This is a genomic window from Arcobacter arenosus (genome assembly GCF_005771535.1).
Classification (GTDB): domain Bacteria; phylum Campylobacterota; class Campylobacteria; order Campylobacterales; family Arcobacteraceae; genus Halarcobacter; species Halarcobacter arenosus.
The window spans coordinates 37209-64038 of record NZ_VANU01000007.1 but is presented as its reverse complement, the minus strand read 5'-3'; the positions used below and the strand labels follow the sequence as shown (position 1 = coordinate 64038).

Annotated in this window: 25 protein-coding genes; 18 read left to right on the top strand and 7 right to left on the bottom strand. The window is 27.5% G+C overall.

From position 1 onward, the window contains the following. Positions 1 to 71: 71 nt before the first annotated feature. From FDK22_RS14090 to FDK22_RS14070, 5 genes are all read left to right on the top strand, one after another. Complete coding sequence (locus tag FDK22_RS14090; RefSeq protein ID WP_138153629.1) at positions 72 to 1163, top strand: M20 family metallopeptidase; 1092 nt, start codon at positions 72 to 74, stop codon at positions 1161 to 1163. Positions 1164 to 1189: 26 nt separating this feature from the next. Continuing rightward, positions 1190 to 2104: an ATP-grasp domain-containing protein gene (locus FDK22_RS14085; RefSeq protein WP_138153628.1), complete on the top strand. Its 915-nt coding sequence runs from the start codon at positions 1190 to 1192 to the stop codon at positions 2102 to 2104. Positions 2105 to 2130: 26 nt separating this feature from the next. Further along, entirely contained in the window at positions 2131 to 3633 is a 1503-nt protein-coding gene (locus tag FDK22_RS14080) for a helix-hairpin-helix domain-containing protein (protein ID WP_138153627.1), read from the top strand. A gap of 3 nt (positions 3634 to 3636) precedes the next feature. Continuing rightward, positions 3637 to 6225 carry a M14 family zinc carboxypeptidase gene (locus FDK22_RS14075; protein ID WP_138153626.1) on the top strand — a complete coding sequence of 863 codons (2589 nt, stop codon included), beginning with the start codon at positions 3637 to 3639 and terminating at the stop codon, positions 6223 to 6225. Positions 6226 to 6297: 72 nt separating this feature from the next. Next, positions 6298 to 6798 (top strand): gamma carbonic anhydrase family protein, encoded by a 501-nt coding sequence (locus tag FDK22_RS14070; RefSeq protein ID WP_138153625.1) that lies wholly within the window; start codon positions 6298 to 6300, stop codon positions 6796 to 6798. A gap of 23 nt (positions 6799 to 6821) precedes the next feature. Here FDK22_RS14070 and FDK22_RS14065 read toward each other — a convergent pair whose 3' ends face one another. Further along, entirely contained in the window at positions 6822 to 7205 is a 384-nt protein-coding gene (locus FDK22_RS14065) for a response regulator (protein ID WP_138153624.1), read from the bottom strand. Between the two features lie 54 nt (positions 7206 to 7259). Beyond that, positions 7260 to 8009 carry a response regulator gene (locus FDK22_RS14060; RefSeq protein WP_138153623.1) on the bottom strand — a complete coding sequence of 250 codons (750 nt, stop codon included), beginning with the start codon at positions 8007 to 8009 and terminating at the stop codon, positions 7260 to 7262. A 64-nt stretch (positions 8010 to 8073) separates the two neighbouring features. Between FDK22_RS14060 and FDK22_RS14055 the strand changes: the two genes are divergently transcribed. The 7 genes from FDK22_RS14055 to FDK22_RS14025 all read left to right on the top strand — a co-directional run bounded on the left by FDK22_RS14055 (position 8074) and on the right by FDK22_RS14025 (position 15427). Then, positions 8074 to 9108 (top strand): sensor histidine kinase, encoded by a 1035-nt coding sequence (locus FDK22_RS14055; protein WP_138153622.1) that lies wholly within the window; start codon positions 8074 to 8076, stop codon positions 9106 to 9108. 85 nt (positions 9109 to 9193) lie between these two features. Then, positions 9194 to 10408, top strand: a complete 1215-nt coding sequence (locus FDK22_RS14050; protein ID WP_212745009.1) for a sensor domain-containing diguanylate cyclase — start codon at positions 9194 to 9196, stop codon at positions 10406 to 10408. A gap of 62 nt (positions 10409 to 10470) precedes the next feature. Next, a complete protein-coding gene (glmS, locus tag FDK22_RS14045; protein ID WP_138153620.1) occupies positions 10471 to 10881 on the top strand; it encodes a methylaspartate mutase subunit S in 411 nt (136 codons plus the stop codon). Then, positions 10881 to 12248 carry a methylaspartate mutase gene (locus tag FDK22_RS14040; protein ID WP_138153619.1) on the top strand — a complete coding sequence of 456 codons (1368 nt, stop codon included), beginning with the start codon at positions 10881 to 10883 and terminating at the stop codon, positions 12246 to 12248. Before glmS ends, FDK22_RS14040 begins: the two co-directional genes overlap by 1 nt. A gap of 8 nt (positions 12249 to 12256) precedes the next feature. Continuing rightward, positions 12257 to 13444 carry a glutamate mutase L gene (locus tag FDK22_RS14035; protein ID WP_138153618.1) on the top strand — a complete coding sequence of 396 codons (1188 nt, stop codon included), beginning with the start codon at positions 12257 to 12259 and terminating at the stop codon, positions 13442 to 13444. An 11-nt stretch (positions 13445 to 13455) separates the two neighbouring features. Continuing rightward, on the top strand, positions 13456 to 15033 hold the full coding sequence (locus tag FDK22_RS14030; protein WP_138153617.1) for an AMP-binding protein: 1578 nt from the start codon (positions 13456 to 13458) through the stop codon (positions 15031 to 15033). Positions 15034 to 15151: 118 nt separating this feature from the next. Continuing rightward, complete coding sequence (locus FDK22_RS14025; protein ID WP_138153616.1) at positions 15152 to 15427, top strand: c-type cytochrome; 276 nt, start codon at positions 15152 to 15154, stop codon at positions 15425 to 15427. A gap of 26 nt (positions 15428 to 15453) precedes the next feature. On the opposite strand, the gene FDK22_RS14020 is transcribed toward FDK22_RS14025, so the two are convergent. Continuing rightward, complete coding sequence (locus FDK22_RS14020) at positions 15454 to 16293, bottom strand: GGDEF domain-containing protein (protein ID WP_138153615.1); 840 nt, start codon at positions 16291 to 16293, stop codon at positions 15454 to 15456. 137 nt (positions 16294 to 16430) lie between these two features. On the opposite strand from FDK22_RS14020, the gene FDK22_RS14015 reads away from it, so the two are divergent. Further along, complete coding sequence (locus FDK22_RS14015; RefSeq protein WP_138153614.1) at positions 16431 to 17594, top strand: TsoY family (seleno)protein; 1164 nt, start codon at positions 16431 to 16433, stop codon at positions 17592 to 17594. A 38-nt stretch (positions 17595 to 17632) separates the two neighbouring features. Here FDK22_RS14015 and FDK22_RS14010 read toward each other — a convergent pair whose 3' ends face one another. The 3 genes from FDK22_RS14010 to recR form a co-directional block, all read right to left on the bottom strand. Continuing rightward, a complete protein-coding gene (locus tag FDK22_RS14010; protein ID WP_138153613.1) occupies positions 17633 to 18559 on the bottom strand; it encodes a dUTP diphosphatase in 927 nt (308 codons plus the stop codon). Positions 18560 to 18685: 126 nt separating this feature from the next. Next, positions 18686 to 20188 (bottom strand): PAS domain-containing sensor histidine kinase, encoded by a 1503-nt coding sequence (locus FDK22_RS14005; protein ID WP_138153612.1) that lies wholly within the window; start codon positions 20186 to 20188, stop codon positions 18686 to 18688. Between the two features lie 167 nt (positions 20189 to 20355). After that, positions 20356 to 20928, bottom strand: coding sequence for a recombination mediator RecR (gene recR, locus FDK22_RS13995; protein ID WP_138153610.1), 573 nt, complete (start codon positions 20926 to 20928; stop codon positions 20356 to 20358). Positions 20929 to 21001: 73 nt separating this feature from the next. Between recR and dnaJ the strand changes: the two genes are divergently transcribed. Both dnaJ and trpB read left to right on the top strand, forming a co-directional pair. Next, on the top strand, positions 21002 to 22132 hold the full coding sequence (dnaJ, locus tag FDK22_RS13990) for a molecular chaperone DnaJ (RefSeq protein WP_138153609.1): 1131 nt from the start codon (positions 21002 to 21004) through the stop codon (positions 22130 to 22132). 92 nt (positions 22133 to 22224) lie between these two features. Further along, positions 22225 to 23445: a tryptophan synthase subunit beta gene (trpB, locus tag FDK22_RS13985; RefSeq protein ID WP_138153608.1), complete on the top strand. Its 1221-nt coding sequence runs from the start codon at positions 22225 to 22227 to the stop codon at positions 23443 to 23445. A gap of 42 nt (positions 23446 to 23487) precedes the next feature. On the opposite strand, the gene FDK22_RS13980 is transcribed toward trpB, so the two are convergent. Next, entirely contained in the window at positions 23488 to 24306 is an 819-nt protein-coding gene (locus FDK22_RS13980; protein ID WP_138153607.1) for a ferritin-like domain-containing protein, read from the bottom strand. A gap of 70 nt (positions 24307 to 24376) precedes the next feature. Between FDK22_RS13980 and FDK22_RS13975 the strand changes: the two genes are divergently transcribed. The 3 genes from FDK22_RS13975 to FDK22_RS13965 are packed head-to-tail and all read left to right on the top strand — an operon-like array spanning position 24377 to position 26830. Next, on the top strand, positions 24377 to 24970 hold the full coding sequence (locus tag FDK22_RS13975; protein ID WP_138153606.1) for an MBL fold metallo-hydrolase: 594 nt from the start codon (positions 24377 to 24379) through the stop codon (positions 24968 to 24970). A gap of 7 nt (positions 24971 to 24977) precedes the next feature. Then, positions 24978 to 25847 carry a GGDEF domain-containing protein gene (locus tag FDK22_RS13970; protein ID WP_138153605.1) on the top strand — a complete coding sequence of 290 codons (870 nt, stop codon included), beginning with the start codon at positions 24978 to 24980 and terminating at the stop codon, positions 25845 to 25847. A gap of 8 nt (positions 25848 to 25855) precedes the next feature. Beyond that, positions 25856 to 26830, top strand: coding sequence for a GGDEF domain-containing protein (locus FDK22_RS13965; protein WP_138153604.1), 975 nt, complete (start codon positions 25856 to 25858; stop codon positions 26828 to 26830).

Genomic DNA, 26830 nt, shown 5'->3' with positions numbered 1-26830 from the left:
AGTCAAGTAATTATATAATTACTTGGCTTTCTTACTTTAAAGACTGCCCTATTAAACGAATAAGGGTAAATTTGAACTACTTAAGAGACTTAGAAACAATCATTAATATTAACTCATACACTCATAATAAACATGGTGTTGACGAAGTTAGTGGCTACATGAGTAAATGGCTAGAAGATCTTGGCTTTTCCAAAAAAATATACAAAAGAGAATTAATTGGTGATCATATCTTATATCAATCTGCTAAAAAAGATGGGAAAAAAATACTTTTATTAGGACATAACGATACTGTTTTTCCTAATGGTTATTTTGAGGGTTTTAGTGAAGATGAAGATTGGATATATGGTCCAGGTGTATGTGATATGAAAGGTGGTAATATTGTTGCCTTACAATCTCTTAGAAATATTTTTAATAAAAACAAAGAAATTTTCAATATAGACTTTTTATTGGTTTCCGATGAAGAAACAGGAAGTGATGACTCAAAAGAGGTAACATCATCGATTGCAAAGGATTATGATTATTGTTTTGTATTTGAAGCAGCTGGAAAAAAACTTGAGGTAGTTACCGCAAGAAAAGGTGTAGGAAGATACATTATAAAAGTTGAGGGGAAAGCTGCACATGCGGGAACTTCATACAAAAAAGGTATCAATGCAAATCTTGAAGGGGCAATTAAACTTCAAAAATTTCATGAATTAATAAACTTTGATGAAGGAACTATTGTAAATGTAGGGAAAATCGAAGGTGGTATTGGAATTAATACTGTATCGCCCCATTGTGAGATGCATATGGAGTTTCGGTTTGATAAAGTTAGTGAACAAGAAAGAGTTATGAAAAGTGTAGAAGAAATTACTAATAAATCTTTCGTTGAAGGAACCATTTCCCATGCTGAGGGGATAATCCAAAGAGGAGTAATGGAGCAAAACCAAAATCAATTGGATTTGATTAAATTTTTTGAAGAATTGACTAATCAAAAAATTCAAACTGAAAGAAGAGGTGGTGTTAGCGATGCCAATATTGTTGCAAGTTGTGGAGTAACAACAATTGATGGCTTTGGTCCTTATGGAGATGGCGACCATACAAAAAAAGAAAGGGCATTAAAAAGTTCATTTGAACAAAGAATTGAAATGATGACAAAAATTTTAAGTTTTTATCAACAAAAATAGTAGGAATATAAAAATTAGGAGAATTTATGGGAGAAAGAACAATTGGTATGTGGTTATACCAAAATGGTGGTGGGGATATAATTCAAAAAAAAATTATTGAACAATTAAATGAAAGAGGAATTGAGGTTATTCCTAATATTAACCTTAGAGATGCAATTGCAAAAAATGGTCACATTTTATATGAAAGAGATGGCAAAAATATCAAATTAGATAAATTAGATTTATTTTTTTCATACAATGCAGGGGAACAAACTCAATATCAAATGTATTTATATAAGGCCCTAAGCAAAGTTATTCCAATGATTAACTCTTTTGAATCATTTGAATTAACTGAAGACAAATTTCATACTTCATTTGTTTTAAGAAGAAATAAAATACAAACTGCTGATTATAAACTTTGTCATAGAGATGATACATGGCAATTAAAAAAGATAATTAAAAAATGGGATAAAATGGTTTACAAACCAACTGATGGTTGGGGTGGAGTCGGATTAACTAAAATAGAAAATGAAGAAACTCTAGATATGTTATTGCCTTTTTTAAATCAAATGGATTTAAGATTTTTTTATGTTGAAAAATTTATTGATTATGACAATAGTGATTTTAGAATTGATATTGTAGATGGCACTTATGTTGGTGGATATGGGAGACGAGCTAGCGGAACAGATTGGAGAACAAATGTTACAAGTGGTGGAAGTGTTTTCAAAAGAGAGATTCCAGATAGTGTAATCGAATTGGCACTAAATGCCGCTAAAGTTACTGGTCTTGATATCGCTGGAGTTGATATTATTTATGATAGAAAAAAAGAAGAATATATTGTTTTAGAGGTTAATGGAATACCTGCATTTATAACTCCTGAGCAAGAAAAAATCGGTATAGACTATAATGATAAAAAAATTGAATTGATTGTTGATTTAATTGATAGAAAAACTAAAAAATAATTAATAAACTAGGGAGAAAAGTAGGAATGAAAAAATTACCAAAGTTAGGTTTTTTGTATTTAGATTATGTTTTGAGATTCTTTGACAAATCAAATTTCAAAGGTTGGCCAGACAAAATTGAAACGGTTACATACCATTGGAAAAATGATAAAAATAGATTTATAAAAGAGGTTAAAAGAAAAAAAATTGATGTACTAATAGGAAATATTCCTGCAACAGCTTACGATACATTTGTTGAAATCTCAAAAGAACTTCCAAATGTTAGATTTGTTCCATCTTTAGAAACACAATTTTCAAATAAATCAAAAGAGAATGTTACACTTTTTTGTGAAAAGTATAATCTATCAGTACCTTATACAAAAATCTTTTATAACAAAGAAAAAGGGTTCAAATATCTTAAAAACAAAGCTAAATATCCACAAATAGTAAAAAGAAGTTATGGACCATCAAATTATGGCGGATATTATGTTCATAAAGTTGATAATTATAAAGAAGCTAAAACTCTTCTGGAAAAAGAAAAATACAACCCAATTTATACACAAGATGCCATAGATTTAAAATTCTCTGGAGATATTAGAGTTATGTTAATTGGGCATAAACCTGTTTGTGCCTTTTGGAGATTTTCTGGGGAAGGACAATGGATTACAAATACTTCTCAAGGTGGTTCTATGTCATATGAAAATGTTCCAATGAATGCTTTAGAATTAGCAGTTGAAGCAAGTAAAGCTGCAAAAGCTGAATACTGGGCTTGTGATATTGCTATTGATGCAAAAACTGACAAAGCTTATATACTAGAATGTGCAACTGCGTTTGCAGCTTTTCCTTATATTCGAGATTGGATTTGTCAATATTTAATGTGGGATTTTTCAAACGGTAGATTTCCTATGCCACATGTTCCTTTATTCTCATGGGAAGAGCTTGGTAAAATTGATTCATCATTATTAAGAACAATGAGACACATTGGCTTTAGTAAATACAAACCATCTTGTGATGGAACTTATTTTATTAATGAACCAAAGGATAAATTCAAAATGGAAATTGCAGAACCTAGCTTACCAAGTGATGTACCTGCTTCTATTGCTCCTGAAAAGTTACCAATTGCAAAAGAGTTATCAAAAAATGCAATAAGAGATAATTTAGAGATTAATAAAATAAATTTAAATTGTGCATCTTTAACAGATTTAATGACTTTACATGGGATGGAAGAGGATTTAGCTTTAGAGATTAGCGAATATGCAAAAAACAATGTTATTACTGATTCAAGCGATTTATTAGAATTAGAATCTATAGATGAACAAGTTCTAAAAACTTGGGATGAAAATTTAGATGACATGAGAGTTGACATAAACACAGCTGACGAATCAATATTAAAGAAAATAAAAGGTATTGGTGCTAAACTTGCAAAAAATATTTTTGAATTCAGAAATAAAAATAAAGGGATAAAAGATTTAGATCAATTAAAAGAGCTTGAGGGAATTGGCAAAAACAAATTAGCTCAGTTAAAATCTAGACTTAAAATAGGAGAGTAATTTTTGAAACAACTTTATCGATCATATAATGAATCGACTGAAATTTTTAAAGATTTAGAAAAAAAATTTCCTAATAATTTCAAGTTAGAATCTATAGGTCAAACTTGGGAAAAAAGAGATATTAATCTAATTACTATCTCTATGGATATTAAAAAAGCAGATGAACAACCAGCACTATTTTTTACTGGTACTATCCATGCTAGAGAATGGATAGGACATGAATTAGCAGTAGAATTTGCACAATATATATTAGAAAAATTAGATACAGATACAACTATACAATCATATTTAAAAGGAACCACAATTTATATGGTTCCATGTGCAAATCCAGATGGTTTTGATTATTCTTATAATCATTTCTCTTTTTGGAGAAAAAATAGAAGACCAAATATTGATGGTTCTTATGGTGTTGATTTAAATAGAAACTTTCCAATAGGTTATGTAAAATCAACAAAAACAACATCTAATGTATATGGAGGTCCAGAACCATTTTCTGAACCTGAAACTAGAGCATTAAGAGATTTTGTTGAAACCCATAAAAATATTACGATTGCTTTAGATTACCATTCTCAAGGAAATGTATTCTTCCCGGCACATGACTTTAGACATGAAGATACAATTGATACCACAGATATGAACACTTTATGTGCAAATATGGCTGAAGAGATTAGAAAAATTTCAGGTAGAGAATATGGTATTCATCAAGGAAAACCGCCTATTAAATTAATTTCAGGAAGCGGAAGAGAATTTTATCATTCTTTAGGGATTATCTCTACTGTTGTAGAAGTGGGGACTAGAAATATAAGTGATTATATGGATGATATGAATGAAAACTTAAGGGAGCATATTCCAGCATTACTTTATGCAGTGAATGAAGTACCAAACTATTCAAAAAACAATTCAGTAAAAAGAGTTGATAGTTTTGAAATTACTGAAATTGGTTCCCACCATGTAAATTTAAAATGGGGATATGAAACAAATGAAAATATTTTCTTTGAAATTTATAGAGCCCAAAAAGATAAACAATTTTGTAATAGTTCAAATTTAATTGCACGAACACAAAGTTTAGAATTTAGTGATATTAATCTAACTTCAAATAAAGATTATTTCTACAATATTAGAGTTGTAAATAAATTAACAGGAGAGAAGTCACCTTTTTATCCTCAAATAAGACTTAGAACAGATTGTGATTATGATGAGTTTAGTAGAACTTATTATGCAACAGCTAAAGAAACTGGATATGTTGCAGAGAATTTAAACAATAATGCTTCACATTTTGGAGTAAACTCTTTATTTGTAGGAATAGATGAAAATAAAGGTATCTCTTATGCTATTGTAACAGTTAGTTTAAAATCTGTTCCTGAAAATGCAATCATTAAAGATGCCTCAATAAACCTTTATCCCATTAATAGAGTTTCTACAACTATTGAAAAATATGGTGAATGGAATGTTGGTATTGTAAACCAAGAAACTATGGGTGATATCACTAAATATGAAGATGTTGATAATATGCAAATTATCCAATATGTTGGAAGACCTACAGAATCTCACCAATTAACTCAAGGTATTTGGAGAACATGGAGTTTTTCGGGTATGGAGTGTAAAACCCTTCAAGAAATGGGTCAAAAATATGGAAAAGTTGTATTTAGGGTTGAAGGTCCAAAAGAGTTAATTATTGGTCGTACTAGACAAATGATGCAATGGGATATAGGATATGGAAAATTTGGTTATGGTTTAACTTATAGACCAAGATTAGAATTAACATACACAATAAAACCAACTATAACTGAGTTATATCCAAAAGAAGTATTTACAGTTAGTAGAAATAGTATCAATCAAGATGGAATCTCATCAGGTTTTGATGAAAATGGTAAAAAAATATATTCTACCTTTGAGTTTAATCTATCTTCAATGCCTCCATATGAAGATACAATGATTACTAAAGCTTATTTTGAATTGAACTCTACAAATATTTATATAAAAGATGATATTCGATTTCATCTTGAATTTGTGGATGAAAATATTGACCAAGATTATGATTCAATAGCAAATCGAGAGATTATTCAAAATATTGGATATGATGTTAGTGCAAATGAATTAAAAAACAATCAAACTCAATATTTCTTATTTGATAGTTTTGCAGAGATTATTTTAAATGAGAAACTAAAAAATAAATCTGATGTAGCCTTTGTTTTAAAACCAACTTCTTCTAAAAAGAGTATTAAAAATAAAAGTGTATCGTGGGAGATTAAAAACCAAGCACTTTCTCCAAAATTAATTATAGAACATATTCCTAAAAGAAGATATCCGCTTCCAAAAGTTACAAATACTTCATTATCTTTGGAAAATGGTAAAATCAAAATAAGCTGGGAAAATCCTAAAGAGATTGGATTTAAAGGAACTAAAGTTATTAAAAATGCATTTAGAGAGCCCTATTCTACTCACGATGGACAAAAACTTTATGCAGGAACGGATAACTATACCTTTGATGACTTTGGAGCTAAAGACATTGATAAATATTATGCAATCTTTACCTATGATGAAGTTCCAAACTACTCAGAGCCTGTAATTATAAAATATGAAGCAAAATAGTTAAACTATTTTGCTTCTTGCATTTTTAAACTCTCCAAGATATAATAATTCCTTTAATTCTAAGGGGAAAAGATGATATTAAAATTTAAAGAACATTATCCAAAAATAGATTCGAGTGCTTGGATTGCACCAAGTGCAGATATAATAGGAAGAGTTTCTATTGGAGAAAACTCATCAATTTGGTTTGGATGTGTTTTAAGGGGAGATGTAAACGATATTATCATTGGTAAGAATACAAATGTACAAGATTTATCAATGATTCATATGGATACAGATTCAAAAACAATATTAGGTGATAATGTTACTATTGGACATAAAGTTATGCTTCATGGTTGTACCATTGAAAATAATTGTTTAATAGGAATGAGTGCGACAATATTAGACCATGCTGTAATTGGAGAAGGTTCAATTGTAGGGGCTAACTCTTTAGTTACCTCTGGAAAAGTGTTTCCTCCAAAAAGTTTAATCATGGGAAGCCCTGCTAAAGTTGTAAAAACATTGACTGATGAGGATGTTGAAAAATTAATAAAACACGCTGGTCATTATGTAGATTATAAAAACGAATACTCTTAGTATAAAAAGGTTTTAAAGCCTTTTTATACATTTTCTTTCAAAATCTTTAATGAATCATTTAATAAATCTTTTATATCAAAAGGTTTAGTAATATAACGACAAACACCTAAATTTTTTGTTTTATTTATAATATCAATATCATAGGCAGATGTTACAATACATGGAATTGATGGATTAATCAATTTTATATCATTTAACATCTCTAATCCATTTTTATTGGGCATATTAATATCAGTAATTATTAAATCAATTTTTTCATTAGAAAATATATTTAAACCATCTTGCCCATCTTTTGCTACTATTACATTAAAAAAATATTTAAGGCAACCTTCTACATTGGTTCTTATAAAAGATTCATCTTCTACATAAAGTACTGTAAAATTTTTTGAATTTTCTGGTTGTGTCATAATACACCTCCTGCTTATATAAGAAGTATATACAAAGAGTGTATTAAAAAAGTATCATTTTGTATAATTTAAGTTAATTCTGTAACCAAAACCATAAACATTTTCAATATCAATAGTTGGTATTTTTTTTCTTAATCTTGAGATAATATTTTTTAAATTAGCTATATCAGGAGCATTATTTTCATCATCTAACCATAAATAATTTAATATAGCTTCAACACTTAGTGTCTTTTCTGGATATTTTAAAAGTAACTCTAAAAGCTTAGTTTCTTTTTTAGTAAGTTTAACAATTTGATTATTTTGATAAATTTGATTTAACTCTTTATCCCATTTTAATTCTTTATCAATAACAACTATAGAAGTATTAATTTCATCATTTTTACTGTCATTTGCCTCTTTAAGTTTTGTATACAAAACATGAACAAAAGAGTCATAATTTAGTGGTTTTGTTATAAAATGTGAGATTCCTATATTAACTAACTCAAGTAAATAATGACTTTCACTGTGAGCTGATAATACTATTAAAAGTTGCTCACTATTCTCTTTGTAGATTAATTTAGTAAGCTCAATACCATCCATTTTTGGCATTTGTATATCGGTAATTACTAAATCAATATATTTATCATTTTCTTTTTTGTAATTTAGATATTTTTGAATACCTATATCACCATCTTTTGCAACTATAACATTTGAAAAAATAAGTTCAAGTAATTCTTTAGTCTCTTTAATGATATTTTCATCATCTTCAACCAAAAGAACACTTTTGTTTTTTGCATACTTTTCAAGCATTATATAATCGACCATTTTATCTCCCAAAAAGAATTATTAAATTATACTATAAAAATAATTTATAAAAGGTATAAAAATAATGGATAATAAATATTTAGATTCTTTATTTAATAATACAATTGAGGGAATTATAATAATAGAAGATGGTTTTATTAAGAATATAAATAATGCTATGCTTGATATATTAAAGTATGAAAAAAAAGAGGAACTAATAAATAAATTAGCTACAGGAATTTTAATACCTAATATACATAAAAAATTTTTAGAATTTAATAATGATATTTATGAAGAGGTTACCTTATTTTCAAAAAATGCTGAGATTGTTCCAGCAATCATAAAAATTAAAGATTTTGAATATGAAAATAGCTCTTACAAAATTTTATATGTACTAAATTTAACAGAATTAAAACAAAATGAAACTTTATTAATAGAACAATCAAGAATGGCAGCAATGGGAGAAATGATTTCTATGATTGCACACCAATGGAAACAACCTTTAGCTTCAATAGCAGCAGCCATTTCAAACTTAAAATTTAGACTTGAAATTGATAAAATCGATAAAGAAAGTTTACAAAATAAACTAGTTGATATGGATAAATATATCATTTATATGTCTGAAACAATTGACGATTTTAGAAATTTTTTCAAAAAAGACAAAGAAAAAATGCTTGTAAGTTTAGATTATATAGTTGATATCTCTTTAGAGATGTTAAATAAACCCCTTTCTAATATAAAAGTTACAAACAAAAAAATCAAATTAAATAAGTTATATATCTATAAAAATGAACTTTTACAAGTAATGTTAAATATACTAAATAATTCGCAAGATGCATTTAGTGAAAATAAAATAGAAAACCCAACTATTAATATAAGCTATAAAGAAACTCATGATGAACAAATAATAATTATAAAAGATAATGCTGGAGGAATTCCCAAAAATATAATTGATAAAATATTTGATCCATATTTCACAACAAAAGAGAAGAGAAATGGTACAGGATTAGGACTTTATATGTGCAAAACTATCATAGAAAAACATTTTAAAGGTGAAATAAAAGTCAAATCAGAAAAACAAAACACAAGCTTTAAAATTATAATAAACAAATTTATTTAAAAAGTTTTCTTTTATTTTTTAAAAAATTATTAAAAAGTTATATAAAAGTAATAATATTTATTGTATACTTTTCCCTATGAAAAATTTGCTTGAGGCATATCTTAATAATATTGAACAAATCCTTAACTTTTCTGACATAGCTTGGTGGTTAATTGACTGCAAAAATGATCCTGAGCATTTTTACTGTAATAAACTAATGTCTGTGAATTTCAATTTACCAAATGACAAAAATAAACACCCTATTAACTCATGTGATTTTTTCGATGATTTTAAAGATTGTTTAAAATCTAAAGATACTGAATATTCTAAGATTTTTCCATTCTTAGAGAAAAAAAGAAATGAAATAAAATATTTTTCATCTAGAGCAAAAATACTTAAAAAAGATGATGACGGAAATATTGAATATATTTATGGATTTATTGAAAATATTACAAAAGAAGTAAATAATAAAAATAGTGTTAATGAATATGTTGATATTATTGATAAGAATGTAATTATTTCAACAACAGACACAAGAGGTATTATTACTAATATTTCCACTGCTTATTGCCATATAACAGGTTATAAAAAAAATGAACTAATTGGTAAAAAACATAGTGTATTAAAACATCCTGATACACCTCGAACTTTATACAGAGATATGTGGAAAACCGTAACATCAGGAAAAAGATGGGATGGCGAGATTAAAAACCTTAGAAAAGATGGAAGTGAATTTTGGATAAAACTTCTTATCTCTCCTACTTTTGATGAATTTGGGAATATCAAATGTTATACAACAATAAATCAAGATATTACTGATAAAAAAATAATTGAAAATCTTTCTATTAAAGATACATTAACTAATGTTTTTAATAGAAGACAACTAGATAATCTATTAGAAAAAGAGATTTCATATGCACAAAGGTATAATACTGAATTTTCATTAATAATTTTAGATGTGGATCATTTTAAAAATATTAATGATCAATTTGGTCATTTAATTGGAGATAAAATACTTGTTGAAATTTCTAATATACTTAAACAACACACAAGAAAAGTTGACCATATAGGTAGATGGGGTGGTGAAGAATTTTTAATTATATGTCCAAATTCAAACTTAAATGTTGGCGAAAATGTGGCACTTAAACTAAAAAGTCATATCGAAAAACATGATTTTAAGATATTCAAAAATATAACTGCAAGTTTTGGGATTAGCCAATACAAAAAAGGTGACAATATTGACGATATTTTAAACAGAGCTGACAATGCCCTTTATAAATCAAAAAATAATGGAAGAAACCAAGTAAATACCTTAATCTAATTTTTACCCTTTTTTAGATAATATAAGCACCTTTTTAACAATAAAAATAACAGGTAAAGTACATGAAAGTAGTAACTGGCGTAGTGGGGAATGATATCCACGTAGTAGCAAACAGACTTATAGAGCTTTCACTGCAAGCAAGGGGATTTGAAGTATTTAACTTAGGTGTTAATACTTACCTTGAAGAGTTTATTGATGCAGTGATTGAGACAAATGCAGATATATTATTAATCTCATCACTTAATGGTGAAGCAGAAGGTTGGGCAAGAGAACTTAGAATCTTAAAAGCTCAATATGGTAATTTATTAGACAATGTTGTGTTTATGATTGGTGGTAACTTAGTAGTTGGTACAGGGAGTGCTGATGATATTGTTCCTAGATTTAAAAATTATGGTTTTGATTTAGTATTTCACCAAGTAGATTTAAATACTGGTTTAGATGAACTTGAAAAATTCATGGAAGGAAGAAAATAATGAGTTTACTTCAAGAAGAAAGAAATATTATCTTAAACAATGAATATGTTGATAATTTTGATTTTGCAGAAGTTGAAGACTTTGTTAAAAATGCTTCAAAAGATTTGTTTATCTCTTATAATTTCAAAACAAAAAATAAAATGTTAGTACAACCAAGAGGTGGTTTTCCTACATACAATAAAATGTTTGCTTTATATGAGTTTTTTAATGATGCTGATGTAGACGTTCTTCCTTGTACAATTGATTCAAATACAAGATTAAATGATTATGCAACTTCTAAAAAGATGCTTAGACTTTCTGAAGAGAGTGAAGTTGATATGTTAAATGGTTACCCTTTAATTAACCATGGATATAGAACTACTAGAAAAATGATGACTCACTTCAATAAGCCTATATCTTTAAGACATGGTACTCCAGATGCAAGACTTTTAATTGAAACAGCAATTGCTTCTGGAATTTTTGAGATTGAAGGTGGTCCAATAACTTACCTTTTACCCTACTCTAAGAACTTTCCACTTGATAAAGCATTTTTATACTGGAAATATGTAGAAAGAGTATGTGCTCAATATTCAAAACTAAATGAACCAATCAATAGAGAATCATTTGGTCCACTAACTGCTACTTTAGTTCCACCTTGTATCACTATTGTAATACAACTTTTAGAGATGTTACTTTCTCTTGAAGAGGGAGTTAAATCATTTTCTGTTTCTTTTTCACAACAAGGTTCTATGAATCAAGATATTGTAACAGCTGCAGTTTTAAAGAAAATGGCAAAATATTATGCTAAAGAGATTGGGTGTGAAGATGCAGATATTCATCTTGTTTATCACCAATGGATGGGGGCATTCCCTGAAAATCAGAACTATGCGACTCAACTAATCTCTATGAGTACGGTTATTGCTTCAATGGTTGGAGCTGATAAAATTATTACAAAAACAAAACAAGAAGCATCGGGAATTCCAACAAAAGAAGCAAATGCAGAAACTGTTGCAAATACTCAATACTTACTTAGAATTTTAAATGGTTTACCAAATATTGTAGACAAAGAGGAAGAGGAAAACCTAACTGCTGAAGTTATGGCTATTATGGAAGCAGTATTTAATGACTCTGCAGATACCTTATGGAGAAAAGTTTTTAATTCAATTAAAAATGGAACTATAGACGTACCATTCTCTCCACATATTATTAATCACAATAATATGATTACAATAAGAGATAAAAATAAAAATATTAGAATAATAGATAGAGGTAAAGTTCCTATTCCAGACAGATGTTTTGAATATGAAAAATCTCAATGTGACTTAAAAAAAGATACTACATCAATCGTAAACGATATTATCCATGATATCGGTATTATGCAGTGGTAAGGATAAATATGAGTGAAATAAATGATAAATTATTAATTGATGTTGGAAGTACATATTTTAAAGTATGTACAGTACATGGAGTTGAGCAACATTTTAGAGATTTTAATAAAGATATTTATGATGATTTAACATATAAATGTGGTGATACAATACATAATTATAAAAAAGATGATGTATATATTTGTTCATCAGCTAACGGTGGTTTAAGTACATTAATTATTGGTGTTACTAACTCTTTTTCTTTAAAATATGCTACTAATATCGCCTTTAATTCAGGTATTAATATTATTGACACTGTTTTATATAAGGATATTGAAAAAACTTCAATTCCAAGTGATTTAATCGATGTAGTAATTGTTGTAGGTGGAATCGACTCTGTTTCTAATATTTTTGATGAAAAATTATTTGAATATCTTGAAAAAATAAAATATTCAAATATTGTATATGTTGGAAGTTCAAAGGAAGCTCCTTCTTTAAAAGAAAAAATAGAAAACCTTGTTGTTCTTCCAAATATTATTACAAATAGACTTCATGTGGAAGAGGAACATTTAAAAGAGTATTTAACAAATCTTTATCAAGCTGATATTATGGGTAAAGAAGATATAAAAAGTCTATATGATATTACATCAAACCAAATCTACTCAACACCATATATTGTAAATAAAACTTTACCAATGATTGATAGTAAGTTTTCAGTTGCTAATCCATATATCTTGATAGATATTGGTGGTGCAACAACTGATATTCACTATTCAAAAGACTTAGTTGATGAAAATATGGTTACTGAAAATGAATATGATAGATTAGTATTTAAAAAACTTGGTGTTTATAAATCAAGAGAATCATTAATCTTTGCAGCTAAAAACAATGAATTTGTTTATGAATTATTAGCCCATTTAAAAGTTACTGAAAATATTTTTGATGAACAAGGTGAAAAAAATACTAGAATATTAATGCAATTAGCCATATTCTTAGTTTTATGCAAAGTTTCAACTTTTAGAAAAGCCTATGTTAATTTAAAACTGAATGTACTTAACTCTATTGTGCTAACAGGTGGAATTACAAAAGTTCTCAAGCAAGAGGAAATAGAAGATATTGTATCATTTTTCTATAAGAAGATTTTAAACTCTAACCATAACCCAACTATCGTGATGGATAACAATTATGATATTTGGACTTTGGGTATGAATAAATAAAGGAGCAACAAATGTCAATAAATTGTATAAGATCATTAATTGAAAGTGCAGCTTTAACACATAGTGATAAAATAGCAATTAAACATAATGAAAAATCTATTACTTATGAAGAGTTATTAAAAAAAGTTAATCAAGTTGCTTTTTATTTAAAAGAGTTAGATTTACCAGCAGGAAGTAGAATTGGTATATATTCAAATAAAGGTATGGACCAAGTTATAGCAATACTAGCTATATTATCTACCAATTATGTACTTGTACCACTTACAAAGTTACTTAAAAGTGAACAAGTGGAATATATAATTAATGATTGTGATATTAGATGTATTATTACTGATAAATTAAAACTTGAGTCTATTGAATCAATTAACTTTGATGGACATATCATTTCATATGAAACTGCACACAAAGATATTCCATCTTTTGAAGAGATTTTTAAATACTATAAAAAACCATATGAAACTACTGTAAATGGTCATGATAATGCTGTAATTACTTATTCTTTTGGATTAACAGGAACACCTAAAGGTATTGTAATATCTCATAGAAACTTAATTGATAGTGCAAGAGTTGTTTCTTCATATTTAGATTTACAAGAAGATGATGTTCTTTCTGGAATTTTAATTTTTAACCTAGATTATGGTTTAAATCAGATTTTTTGTTCACTTTACAAAAGAGCAACATTAGCTTTACATAGATTTATTTTACCAAGTGATTTTTTCAACCATTTAATCAATGATAAGGTTACAGTTGTTGCAATGATGCCTGTAACTATAAATGCAATGTTTGATGAAGATGAGCATAGAATACCAAGTCCTGAATTATTATCGAATGTAAAAACAATAACTTCTTCAGGTGGAAATGTTACGCCTAAAATGGTAAAAGATATTCAAAAATATTTTCCACATGTAAACTTTTATTCAATGCATGGTTTAACAGAAGCATTTAGATCTACATATTTAGAACCATCACAAATAAATATTAGACCTGAATCAATAGGAAAAGCTATTCCAGATGTTGAACTTTATGTTATCAATGAAGAGGGATTTGAGTGTAAGCCAAGAGAAGTTGGTGAATTAATCCACAGAGGTGGATATATTTACAAAGGTTTTTGGAATGCACCAATTGAAACAGCTCAAAGATTTAAATCAATTCAAATTCTAAAAAATGTAATCAATTTAGAGGGACAACTAAGAGATGAAATTGTTGTTGCAACAGGAGATTATGTTTATAAAGATGAAGAGGGATACTTTTACTTTGTAAGTAGACGTGATGATATGATTAAAACTAGAGGTTTTAGAGTAAGCCCTTTTGAGGTTGAATCAGTTGTTGAAAAGAATTTCCCACAAATTGATCAATGTGCAATTTTCTCAATTCCTAATGATGAAATTGAAGAAGAGATAGTTATGGTTTATAGCGCTAGAAGTGAAATTCCTCCAAAAGAGATAACTTTTGAACTTAAAAATCATCTAGCTTCTTATATGATTCCAAATAGAATAATTTATAAAAAATCACTTCCTCTAATTCCAAGTGATAAGAATAAAATTAACAAAGAGGAATTAAAAGCGGAATTATTAGACTCTTTAAAATAGTATAGTATTAAAAATACTATACTTTTTTAAAAAATAATTATTTTTTTATTGACATAAATCCATTTTTATTCTACAATCTTTACTTATAATTTTAAAAATAAAATTTAAGGAGAAGATAATGAAGAAAGTATTAATTTTAAGTGCAATTTTAGCTGGAGCTGCTTTTGCAAATCCATATGCAAAATGTGTTGCATGTCACGGTGCAAATGGAGAAAAGGTAGCTTTAGGAAAGTCTAAAATAATGAAAGATATGACAAAACAAGAGATTATTGATTCATTAAAAGGATATAAAGATGGAACTTATGGTGGGCCAATGAAAGCAGTTATGACACCTCAAGTTGCAGGTCTTTCTGATGCAGATATTCAAGCTATTGCTGAAAAAATAGGTAAATAGTAATGTAGAGAGAAATCTCTACAATACTAACCAAACTCTACCCTATCTCTTCCATTACTTTTAGCTTTATAAACACCTTTATCAGCTTTAATAAGCATTTCATCTTTTGATTTACACTCACTAAAAAAAGAGATTCCCATACTAACTGTAACAGATATATCTCTAATCTTGTGATATATCCTTTGAGCTTTAATTTCTGCTCTTAAATCATTTAACTTTGAGATCAACTCAGATTTTTTTATAAAACATAAAATAACAAACTCTTCCCCACCATACCTATAAACCTCACCATTTAATATCTTTGCATATTTTTGTAGTTTTTTTGCAAGGTATATTAAAACTCTATCTCCTGCATCATGTCCAAAATTATCATTGATACCTTTAAATCTATCTGCATCAATAAATACAGTACATAAAAGGTCAGAATTATTTTGATTTATAAAAAGATCTAAATCAGCTTCCATCTTTCGTCTATTATAAACTTGTGTTAGATGGTCTTTATTCATATCATCTTCTAAGGCAGCTTTTTCCCTTAATAATTGTTTTATTAAGGAATCTTTATAATCTTCTTGAATATCAGTATTTTTTTGTTCTAATATTTTTCCAAGATAAAATTCAAAAAGATCTTTTTTAAAAGAATAATCAACTTTTTCACACTCTATAATAAGTTGTGGTTTATCATCCCCTAAACCATTAGTGATTTTAAGTTTATCAAGTTGTCTTATTGTGTACTTTATTTTATCATTTTCTATTCTAGGTTCTAATAATTCTCTTTTCCAATAAAGAGATGTTGCTTTTTCTAATATTTTTGTTTTTTTGAATTGAATATTTTTAAAAAGTTCTTTATCTACTGAAATTTTATACATTCGAAATTTTATCCTTATTGCTCTTAAAATACTTTCTGTATGTTTTTTAATTATAAGTAAAACTTATTATATTTACTTATGTTTTTTTAATAATTCTTTGTGTATGATTCAAAAAAATTTATAATAAAAGGGTTTATATGCAATATAGAGAAAAGTTTAATCCGATGTGTTTTTTAGCATCATTGGGAGCAGGAGGTTTATCTGTATCATTTTTTATGTATTTAATGTTTTTAGTACCCCATGAAGGTGTTCCCTTGGCAACATTTGATTTCATCTTTCCAGAACTTTTAAAAGGGACATGGTTATCATTTGTTATTGCTTTTTCTTTAGTTTTTATAATTGCTTTTGCATATTTTCATTTTAAACTTTTAATATGGAATACAAAACAGTTTAATATTTACAAGAAAAGTGATTCATATAAGCAATTACTTGGAACAAATGCAGAAATTACACTAATGACAATTCCTTTAACATTTGCAATGACAATTAATGTATGTTTTGTGTTAGGTGCAGTTTTTGTACCAAAATTATGGAGTATTGTTGAGTATATGTTTCCATTCGCAATTATAGGATTTATGACAACTGGTTATTTTGCTTTAAAAATTTTATTTAATTACTTCTCAAGACTTTTAACTGCAGGTGATTTTGACTTTACAAAGAATAATAACCTTTCACAAATGATTTCTATTTTTGCTCTTTCAATGGTTGCAGTTGGATTTGCAGCTCCTGGAGCTATGAGTCACAATCTAACAATAAATGCCATTGGTATTTTTGGAGCTATCTTTTTTGGATCTTTTGCAGTTCTTTTAATAATCATTAAAATGACACTTGGATTTACAAATATGTTTGAAAAAGGAATTTCTGTTGAAGCTTCACCATCATTGTGGATTATAATTCCAATTTTAACACTACTTGGTATTATGATGATTAGAGTATCTTTTGGCTTAGATCATAATTTTGATTCTCACATGAGTAAATCTTCTCTATTTACATTATCTTCAACTATTCTATCACTTCAAATTCTATTTGGAATTTTAGGATATAAAGTTATGAAAATGAATAACTATTTTGAAAAATATGTTTATTCAGATGAAAATAAATCTTCTGTGGCATTTGCTCTTATTTGTCCAGGTGTTGCATTTATGGTATTTGGAATGTTTTTCATAAATTTAGGTTTAACATATAATGAAGTATTAACAAAATATTCTGTTGGATATTTTATTTTAATGATTCCATTTATTTATGTACAATTTAAAACGATTCAAGTATTTTTCGTATTAAAAAAGAAATTCCAGTTTTAAGAAAAGTTAAGAGATTTTCTCTTAACTTTTAATTTAGTTTATTTTCCAGGATAGTTTTTTTCTAAAGCAGTATATAGTTCTTCAAAACTAACATTTTCCATTTTCTCTAGAATAGAAACCATAACTACATTATCTTCATCACCATTCCATTCTTTTATATAAGTCCCCTCTTTATATCCGTGGTCTTGTCTAAATTTATTTAAACAATTTTTACCAATATAAAGTTTTTGTAACCACATAAAAGATAAACCAGAGATTTTACAACATCTAAAGAATTGGTCAATAAATCTTTCAACTCCACTAAATGAAGGCATATTTCCTGTTTCTATTGCCAAAGAGATATATGACAATTTTTCAGCTTCTTTTACCATTAATTTTACATCAATCTCTTCAATTTCTACAGCTTCATATATACAATGAGTATTTACTAAAGAAACAGCTTTTGGTACATTTGTTTCTTGTAATATATAAGACATTAAAAAATGCCAAATATCAACAAGTTCAACATGAATATTATTCATATCTGGTGCTGCATTTATATTTTTCCAATGTTTCCATGGTGTTGAATCAATTAATTCAGCAACTTCCATATGAATACATCTAAGCCAATTTATCTCTTTTCCAAATTTATTTTGACCTAATTCCCAGTTTTTACCATTTGTAGAATCATTTAATTGTTTTTGTAATAAAAACATCTCTTCTAGTTTATGAGGAAAAGATGATGCTTCTTCCAGTAATTCAGCCAAAGGTAAACACTCTTCTACAAGATTATCAAGTGCAGCGTTATTTGGTAAATCAACATCTCCTTTTAAAAGGTGAATAATAAGTGAGACAGTATAAGGAACTTCATCTTTTTCTTCCCATTCAAGTAAATCTGATGGAGTTACTCCAATATAATGTACAAAATCTTCTATTGTTAGAAATCCTAATGTTCTAATACTTTCTTTCAATTCTTTATATAACAATTATCACTCCTAAATTCGTATACGAAAGCTTATTTTACAAAAAAATTACTTTATTTCCACAATTAACTTTTGTCATTATTTATTTTAGATTTTATTACATTGTTAAATACTAATGTAAAACAGTTGCTAAGTATTATTTATTGGTAGTTTTATAATAAACATTGCCCCATTTTTAGTATTTTGAACATCTAAAATACCATCGCTATGTTTTTCAATAATAGTTTTAGACATATATAATCCTAAGCCTGTACCATTTTTATTATCTTTTGTTGAAAAATATGGGTCAAATATTTTTTCAATTACCTTATCACTTATTCCACCTGCATTATCTTCTATCTCTATAACTAAAAAATTTTCTTCTTGAAAATATCTTATTTTTATTTGTTTATTTTCAATATTTCTCTCACTTAGTACGTCTCTTGCATTTTTTATGATATTTATAATAACTTGAACTATCTCATTGATAAATAGTTCTATATTAGTATCAGTACCTTTTTCAATATTTATATCAATTGAATCATTTTTTATTAAATAAGAGACAAACTCTAATGCTTTATTAATTACAAACTCTATGCTAGTTTTTTCTTTTACTTTATTTGGTAAAAAGAAATCTCTAAAATCATCAATGGTTTTACTCATATAATCTAATTGAGTATTTATATTATTTATTGTTTCTTCTAAAAACTCTTCACTTACTTCACCCTCAAGGCTTTTATTTATCAATATCTTCTGAGACATTATTGATACAGCTTGTAAAGGTTGTCTCCATTGATGTGCAATCATGGAAATCATCTCTCCCATTACAGCAAGTTTTGATTGTTCAACTAGCATTTTCTTTTGCTGTTGAAGTTTTTTTCTTGAAGTAATATTATGTGAGAGTAAATCAAAATACATAAATTCATTGTTAGTATCATAATGTGGTGAGATTAAAACATCAACCCAATAAAAGCTTCCATTTTTTTTCAAACATTTAATTTCACCAGAAAAACTGCTTTTCTTTTTTATAAGATTATAAAATTCATTAAAGAATTTCTTTGGCATATCGATGTGTTTTAGGATATTATTATATTTTCCAACTAATTCTTCTTTAGAGAAACCAGAAATATTAGAAAATGCTTCCGATGCATATAAAATTTTTCCCTTTGCAGATACTCTTGAAGTAATTACATATCTATCAATTATGTCACTTGTTTTATCAAGTTTTCTTTGTATCCGTGAAAAAGAATTATTATATTTATCTAAAATTGAAGTAAAATTTTTTGTATATACATAATTGAGTTCTTCTAATAGTTGCTGATCTGCAATTTTAAGTTCAAAACTAACTTTTTCAAGAGAGTTTCTAAAATTATTACATAAAATAAATAGTTCAGAAGATGTAATACCTTCTTTTTTTAAATATTCAATTAATTTATCAATTGAGGGACAATCACCAATTTTATTAATATTTTTAAATATTCCTAAGTAGTAAGAGATTACATCAAGGGCAAATTCTTTTATAAAAAAAGCAATATCAATATTATACTTTTTTAATAAGCTTAATACATCGACATTCCCTATCCAATACCTAATAATTTTAATTGTATTTGTTTCAAAAGCAGTAACATATTTTTTAGAATAGACTAAATTCATTTATTATTCTTCAATTGAAAAAAAGAACATTCCATTCCACTACTTCTTTTTACTACTAAAGATGGTATTGCCTGTGATTTAAATCCATAAGCATTGCATCCATGTGGTTTTTTCTGATCCCAAGTTACATAATAATATATACATTTTTGACAATATATTCTGTTCATCTATATATTTACTTTACTTTGAATTGCTTTTGATAAAGATAAAATATCAACATTTTCTAAACTTACACCAGTTGGAACACCTTGAGCAATTTTATTAAATTTTATATTTAAATCTTTTAATTTATCCTCAATAAACAAAATAAATGCATCATTTGACAAAGATGGTGTTATAGCAAAAAGTATTTCATTAACACCATTTTCAGCTACAAATGATAAAAGTCTATCAATAGAGTCAGGGTCTAAATCTTCAATGACAAAATATAAACCATCAAATTGTTTTGATTCCTCGATAATAAAAATATCTTTCGCACTTTGGACAATACACATTAAATTTTTTTGTCTTCTATCATCCAAACACACTTCACAAATTTCATGCTCACTCATAGAGCCACATTTGACACATCTTTGTATATTTTTAAGGGCATTTTCAATAGAATGGGCTATTTTAACCCCCGTATAAGAATCATTCATAACAATATGATAAGCTAATCTAATTGCAGATTTTTTCCCAATAGTTGGTAAAGACTCAAAAGCATCAACTAAATCATAAAATTTTTCTAAACCTTTTTTCATTGGCGAATTATATCAAAGATTAATGGATTTTTAGATAAAATCGCGAAATTTAAATTAAACAAGGAGTTAGTAATTGACTGAAGTAGATTATTATGAATTATTAGAAGTTACTAAGGATGCGGATAAAAGTACCATAAAAAAAGCATATAGAAAAATGGCCATGAAATATCACCCTGACAAAAATCCAGGGGACTCTGAAGCTGAAGAAAAATTTAAAGCTGTAAATGAAGCTTATCAAGTTTTAAGTGATGATGAGAAAAAACAAATTTACGATAGATACGGTAAAGCTGGCCTTGAAGGACATGGTCGAGGTGGAGGATTCTCTGGAGGATTTGAAGATATCAGTTCAATTTTTGAAGAGATGTTTGGTGGCTCTGGATTTGGAGGCTTTGGTGGAAGCTCAAGAAGAAGAGAAAGAAAAACTTATAATTACAATTTAGATATCGCAGTTGAATTAGTTGTTGAATTCAATGAAGCTGTATTTGGTTGTAAAAAAGAGGTTAAATATAGCTATAAAAATGCTTGTAAAGATTGTAGTGGGACGGGTGCAAAAGGTGGAAAACTAAGTACTTGTTCACATTGCCAAGGACAAGGTCAAATTCACATGAGACAAGGGTTTATGACTTTTGCACAAACATGTCCACATTGTAATGGGTCTGGTCAATCAGTTGGAGATAAATGTAAGTCATGTAATGGTTTAGGATATGATGAAATAAAAGATACTTTTGAGGTAAATATTCCAGAAGGTGTAAACGATGGAAATAGAATTAGAGTATCAAATAAAGGAAATATAGCTCCAGATGGATCAAGGGGAGATTTATATTTACAAATTAGAGTAAAAGAGGATTCTCATTTTGTTAGACATGATGATGATATCTATCTTGAAGTTCCAATTTTCTTTACACAAGTAGCACTTGGAGCTGAAATTAAAATCCCTGGATTAAGGGGAGAACTTGATTTAAAAATCCCTGCAGGAACAAGAGATAAAGAACAATTTAAATTCCATGGAGAAGGTGTTAAATCTGTACAAGGTTATGGTAAAGGAGATTTGATTGTACAAGTTAAAATCAATTATCCAAATTCATTAAATAGTGAACAAACAGAACTTTTAGAAAAATTACAAGAAAGCTTTGGTGTTGAGAGTAAACCACATGAGAGTAGCTTTGAAACAATGTTTGATAAAGTAAAAAATTGGTTCAAATAGTAACTAAAAAAGTAACATTTAAAAAATAATTTTCTATAATTTCCTTTACGAAAGTTCTTTACATCTAAAAAGAACAAAAAAAAGGAAATTATATGTCATCAAACTATCTAGAAAATAACCCTGACGAAAAAGGTTTTTTTGGTAAATTTGGAGGTTCTTTTATTCCTCCTATGCTAGAAGAACCTTTTGCTAAAATCACACAAACTTACAACGAATTAAAAAATGACCCTAAATTTATTGAAGACCTTAAATATGTTAGAAAACATTATCAAGGAAGACCAACTCCAATATCATATGCAAAAAATTTAACAAATTATTGTGGTGGAGCTAAAATCTATTTAAAAAGAGAAGATTTAAACCATTCTGGTGCCCATAAACTGAACCATTGTATGGCTGAAGTAATTTTGGCAAAACATATGGGTTTTAAAAAAGTTATTGCTGAAACAGGAGCTGGACAACATGGTGTTGCCTTAGCTACAGCTGCAGCTTATTTTGGTTTAGAGTGCGAAATACATATGGGTGAAGTTGATATTGCAAAAGAGCATCCTAATGTTGTAAGAATGAAAATTCTAGGTGCTAAAGTAATTCCAGCTACCCATGGACTTAAAACATTAAAAGAAGCAGTTGATTCTGCTTTTGAATCTTATGTTGGGCAAGCAGATACTGCAATTTATTGTATTGGTTCAGTTGTTGGGCCACATCCATTTCCAATGATGGTTAGGGATTTTCAAAGTATAGTTGGAATTGAGGCAAAAGAGCAATTTGCAGAACATGAAAATGGTGCAATGCCAGATAATATTGTTGCTTGTGTTGGTGGTGGATCAAATGCGATGGGAATATTTGCACCTTTTATCGATGAAGATTCAGTTGAATTATATGGTGTTGAGCCTTTAGGTAGAGGTGAGGGATTAGGTAATCACGCAGCTACGTTAACTTACGGTGAAGAAGGTGTTATGCATGGGTTTAATTCGATAATGTTAAAAGATGAAAATGGTGACCCAGCACCTGTATATTCAATTGGTTCTGGAATTGATTACCCATCTGTTGGACCTGAACATGCTCACTTAAAAGATATAGGTAGAACAAAAGTTGGATTATGTGATGATAAAGAAGCTGTAGATGCCTTTTATAAATTATCACAACTTGAAGGTATCATTCCTGCACTTGAATCAGCACACGCAGTTGGATTTGCCATGAAACTTGCAAGTCAACTACCAAAAGATAAAACAATATTAATAAATCTTTCAGGTCGTGGAGATAAAGATATTGATTTTGTAGTTGAGAACCACCCTATTCCAAACGCAAAATTTTAAAATAAAAATATTATGATATAAAAGAGATTCTCTTTTATATCATTAATTACAATCCTCTTTTTTAGATAAAAACTTTAACTCATCACAAGAAAAGCCTGCTTTTTTTCTAGCTTCAATATTTAAATCATATTTTTTAGAAGTTGATCCGGGATAAATATTTTCTAATATCTCAAAATATTTTTTTTCAACATTAAAATTCTCTTTTTCACAAAGATATTTAAACCATTTATCTCCTTTAGATACATGTTCAACCTCTTCTTCTAAAATAATTTCTAATGCATTTATGATTTTTTCATTAAACTCATCAGGATTTGATTTTAATTTTTCCATAATTTTTGGATTTTGTTCTAAACCATTTGCCTCAAGATACCTTGGTACAATTGCCATTCTTGAAAGAATATCTGGAGTTTTTTTAAGTGCTTCGAATAAATTTGTATGAACCTCTAAATCTCCAAAAAATGAATCTAGTTCAATTAATAATTTTTCAAGCATTAAAAAATGCCTTATCTCATCTTCGGCAACTTCTAGCCAATCTTCATAATAACTTATTGGCATATTTTTAAATCTTAATGCTGCATCTAAGGCCATATCTATTGCAGAATATTCTATATGTGCAATTGTATGTAGTAAAATCTTTTTACCCTCTTTTGTATTTACATATTTAGTTTGTTTAACCTCTTTTGGTAAAACAATTTTTAAAATATCATTATATGAGGGTTTAATTAATTCATATGGTTTATATGTATTTTCAAAATATAATTTTTTTTCTTTAAAATTTTTATAAAACTTTTCAAAAAGCTCAATTTTTTCTTTTGGGTTTGTTGTTAATATCACTTTTTCTAATGATTCATAATAATTCATAAACTTCCTTACAGCCTTTATAATATATACTATAATAACAAAATGAAAGTTAAATTTTATAGGGAATAATATGGGAATTAAAATACAGCCTATGGGGGATTACCAAACTAATTGTTACATAATAAGCGTTGACAACAAAGATTTTATTATTGATCCTGGTGTGGGTGCAACAAATTGGGTAAAGGCTAATGTTACAAATCCAATAGCAATTTTAAATACACATGGCCATTTTGATCATGTATGGTCTAATAAACAAGTAAGTGAAGAGTTAGGTTTAAAAATCTATACTCCAAAAGATGACAATTTTATGTTACAAAAAGATCCTTATGGATTAGGAATGACTCCATCAAATGCAGATGTATTAGTTGAACCTGATGAAGAGTTTGATTTTGACGGGGTAAAAGTGAAGTTTCATCATTTTCCTGGTCATACACCAGGATGTTCTGCCATTGAGATTGATAATAATCTATTTTCAGGAGATTTTATTTTTCAAAACTCTATAGGAAGAACAGATTTCCCATTTTCAAGTCCTCAAAGTATGAAAGAGAGTATTGATAAAGTTTTATCATGGAACAGAAATATTAGAATTTATCCAGGTCATGGTTCTTCTACAACATTACAAGCAGAAAGACCATCTTTAGAAAACTGGAAAAACTATTTATAGGAGAAACATGAATAGTTTAGATATCAGTTTAAAATCACTTATAAAATTCAATGAAGACTTAATCTGTTTTAACAGTTTTGATGAGATAACTAATCATCTTTCTTTTACCCTAAAAGATTTATTTTCAATAGAAAAATTTTCAATTGCAATAAAAAATAAAATCATCTTTACAAATTTAGATGAAGAAAAAGCAAACAATATTATTTGTTTAAAGATAAATAAATATGATGATTTAATAATCAATTATATATCAGAGAAAAATTATGATAATGATTTAAATAAAATCTTTAACATTTTGTCACAAACCTTATATGCAAAGTTTTTAGAACAAAAACTTGAAGAAACTATAATAAAAGACACTTTAACAGGTTTATACAATAGAAACTATGTTTATGAATACTTAAGAACAATTTTACCCCTTGTAAATAGAGAAGGTAAAAAACTAGCATTTTTAAAAATAGGTATTGACCACTTTAAAGCTGTCGTTGATGAGTTTGATTATGAGATTGGAGATGAAGTTATAAAAGAACTTTCTTATATACTAAAGAATAGTATTAGGGAGTCAGATTTAATAGCAAGGTTTGATTCTGATGAATTTTTAGTTATACTACATAATATAAATAATGAAAACAATGCTATAATGATAGCAAAAAAGTTAATAAATAATTTTAAGGAAGCAAAAGTTATAATCAATGAAGAGACAAAACAATCTTTGATGAAAACAATATGTACAGGTATATTAATTTGCCCTGATGATGCAGAAGGAATCAACGATATTTTGAGGTCTACAGATATAGCTTTATATGAAGCAAAAAATTTAGGTAGAGGGCAGTTTTACAAGTTCACGAAAAACGACAATTCTATTGAGTTATTTTAAGGAAGAAAATGAGAAATAATATTTTAGAACTAATTAAAGACGCAGCAAATAATAAAGAATCGTACATAGCTCTTGAAAAAATTTACAATTTATATGATCAACTTCAATATTCTTCAAATATAAAACAAATGGCAGAAGATATTTATCTTTGGTTACATACAAACTTTAATGTAGATAATGTAACTTTTTCCCTATTTGATATAGAAAGAAATAATAAGGAAAATATATTTATTGAAGGGGATGAGTTTTATTTAGATGATGAATTATCTTTTTTCTTTATAATAAATACTCACACTAATTTAAATGCAATTGTATCATTTAGTGCTACATCAAAAGTTCATCATGGGATGCTTTCAGAACAATACAAAGTAATAGAAGCTGCATTGTTTCAAATTTCTCCAATATTACAAAATGGAATAATAAAGAAAAATTTTATAGAAACTTTATCTTTAGATTCTGTTACAAAAGTATACAATAGACATTATCTAATTGAAAATCTAAATAAACAAATTCAATTATCAAAAAAAGATTATAATCAAATCTATTTTATCATGGTTGGTGTTGATCATTTTAAAGCTATTATAGATGAATTTGACCACGATGTTGGGGATCAAGTTTTAGTTGAATTAGCAAAAATTATACACACTAATATCTCTGAATTTGATATGGTAGCAAGACTAGCAGGGGATGAATTTCTAATATCAATGTTAAGTACAAACAATGAGCATGATATTGAAAAAATTGGTAAAAATATTATAGATGATTTTAGTAAAATAAAAGTGCCAGTTCATAATAATGGTCAATTTTTACAAAAAACTGTTTGTGTTGGGGTTGATGTATTTAAAAGAGACCAAATTGATGACACAATTGATAAAACTATAAAAAATGCTGATATTGCACTTTATGAAGCAAAAAATAAAGGAAGAAGTCAATATTTTAATTATAAAGACTTAAGCCCTGAAGATACAATAGATTTATTCTAA

Coding starts and splice junctions, on each gene's coding strand:
- FDK22_RS14070 (WP_138153625.1), top strand. CDS start 6,298: ATGATATTAAAATTTAAAGAACATTATCCAAAAATAGATTCGAGTGCT.
- FDK22_RS14030 (WP_138153617.1), top strand. CDS start 13,456: ATGTCAATAAATTGTATAAGATCATTAATTGAAAGTGCAGCTTTAACA.
- FDK22_RS14080 (WP_138153627.1), top strand. CDS start 2,131: ATGAAAAAATTACCAAAGTTAGGTTTTTTGTATTTAGATTATGTTTTG.
- recR (WP_138153610.1), bottom strand. CDS start 20,928: ATGAAAAAAGGTTTAGAAAAATTTTATGATTTAGTTGATGCTTTTGAG.
- FDK22_RS13965 (WP_138153604.1), top strand. CDS start 25,856: ATGAGAAATAATATTTTAGAACTAATTAAAGACGCAGCAAATAATAAA.
- FDK22_RS14020 (WP_138153615.1), bottom strand. CDS start 16,293: ATGTATAAAATTTCAGTAGATAAAGAACTTTTTAAAAATATTCAATTC.
- FDK22_RS14025 (WP_138153616.1), top strand. CDS start 15,152: ATGAAGAAAGTATTAATTTTAAGTGCAATTTTAGCTGGAGCTGCTTTT.
- glmS (WP_138153620.1), top strand. CDS start 10,471: ATGAAAGTAGTAACTGGCGTAGTGGGGAATGATATCCACGTAGTAGCA.
- FDK22_RS14065 (WP_138153624.1), bottom strand. CDS start 7,205: ATGACACAACCAGAAAATTCAAAAAATTTTACAGTACTTTATGTAGAA.
- FDK22_RS14085 (WP_138153628.1), top strand. CDS start 1,190: ATGGGAGAAAGAACAATTGGTATGTGGTTATACCAAAATGGTGGTGGG.
- FDK22_RS14035 (WP_138153618.1), top strand. CDS start 12,257: ATGAGTGAAATAAATGATAAATTATTAATTGATGTTGGAAGTACATAT.
- FDK22_RS13980 (WP_138153607.1), bottom strand. CDS start 24,306: ATGAATTATTATGAATCATTAGAAAAAGTGATATTAACAACAAACCCA.
- FDK22_RS14015 (WP_138153614.1), top strand. CDS start 16,431: ATGCAATATAGAGAAAAGTTTAATCCGATGTGTTTTTTAGCATCATTG.
- FDK22_RS13970 (WP_138153605.1), top strand. CDS start 24,978: ATGAATAGTTTAGATATCAGTTTAAAATCACTTATAAAATTCAATGAA.
- FDK22_RS14005 (WP_138153612.1), bottom strand. CDS start 20,188: ATGAATTTAGTCTATTCTAAAAAATATGTTACTGCTTTTGAAACAAAT.
- FDK22_RS13975 (WP_138153606.1), top strand. CDS start 24,377: ATGGGAATTAAAATACAGCCTATGGGGGATTACCAAACTAATTGTTAC.
- FDK22_RS14055 (WP_138153622.1), top strand. CDS start 8,074: ATGGATAATAAATATTTAGATTCTTTATTTAATAATACAATTGAGGGA.
- FDK22_RS14060 (WP_138153623.1), bottom strand. CDS start 8,009: ATGGTCGATTATATAATGCTTGAAAAGTATGCAAAAAACAAAAGTGTT.
- FDK22_RS14040 (WP_138153619.1), top strand. CDS start 10,881: ATGAGTTTACTTCAAGAAGAAAGAAATATTATCTTAAACAATGAATAT.
- trpB (WP_138153608.1), top strand. CDS start 22,225: ATGTCATCAAACTATCTAGAAAATAACCCTGACGAAAAAGGTTTTTTT.